The organism is Pseudomonas entomophila (genome assembly GCF_013523125.1).
Taxonomy (GTDB): domain Bacteria; phylum Pseudomonadota; class Gammaproteobacteria; order Pseudomonadales; family Pseudomonadaceae; genus Aquipseudomonas; species Aquipseudomonas entomophila_B.
The window spans coordinates 1-1052 of sequence record NZ_JAAMQJ010000098.1; the positions used below are offsets into that span (position 1 = coordinate 1).

Sequence of the window (1052 nt, forward strand, 5' to 3'; positions counted from 1 at the left end):
GATCCCGCGCCTTGGCAATGGCCGCGTCCAGGCTGGCTTGTGCGGCCTTCTTGACCACGGCAGGCTCCGGGCCGCTGTCCAGCTCGAGCGTGGCCACCACCTTGAAGTCCACCGGCTGGCCCAGCTGCGCACGCGGTCGATCGGTGAGCGGTCGCACCGTCTCGGCAGACAGCGCAGCCTGCACCAGGTCCACCAGCGCTTGCGGCTTCTCCTGGCTGTCCAGCCGTGGCAGCACAGCCAGGGACACGTCGCCGGGCAGCGGGCTGGCCAGGCCTGCGTCGTAATCGCAGACCAGGACGATGGCCCCGGCCGGCAACTGCGCACGCACGGCTTGCGGTATCGCGACCCCGACAAAGGTCGGCGAGTCCACCGACACGCTGCCCACGCTCGCCGAGGCACTGAGGCCGTGGTACTCGTAGGCACCGCGACTGCCGGCAACGGACAGGGCCTCAAGCGACAGCCGCGTGCGGTAGCGCAGTGGCTCGTCCTTTTCCATGACGGCCTCGACCGGCGGTACCGCGTCAGGATCGGCCGGGATGAGGGTCAGCCGCGTGACCTCGTAGTCGGCCGCGCGGTTGTCCAGGTCGGCGCCCTTGGCATAGGCCAGCAAGCTCGACTTGGCCGCGTCGTTGGTGCGCGCCCGGCCGAGCATCTTCTGGTAGGCCGCGACCTCGAGCAGCTTTACGACCGGCTCGGACTCGAGCAGCGCCGTCCACTGATCGCCCATCTGCGTGCGGAAGTTGCCGAGCATGTCCTGATAGAGCGTTTCATACTCAAGCGTTTCCACCACGTCCGGTGGTGGCAGTAGGGAAAGATCGATCATGCACTGACCTCCACGACAAAGGCATTGCCCAGGTATTCACCGCTCAGGCGCAGGCCGATCTGTCCATCGATCACCGAGACCACCTGAACCCGCTCGAGCTTAATGCGCGGTTCCCAGCGGCCCAGTGAGCGGGCAACCTCGGCCTGCACGGCACTTTTCCAACCGTCGTTGACCGGCATGTCGACGTAGCGGCGCAAGGTGCTGCCGTACTCCGGGCGCATGCGCCGGC

2 protein-coding genes are annotated in these 1052 nt (G+C 67.4%); both read right to left on the bottom strand.

What is annotated here, in order from left to right:
- Positions 1-823 (bottom strand): baseplate assembly protein (locus G7007_RS21705; protein WP_181105146.1); only part of this gene is annotated, 823 nt, incomplete at its 3' end.
- The coding region (locus G7007_RS21710; RefSeq protein WP_181105148.1) for a GPW/gp25 family protein at positions 820-1052 on the bottom strand (233 nt) is incomplete at its 5' end. The genes G7007_RS21710 and G7007_RS21705, both read right to left, overlap by 4 nt.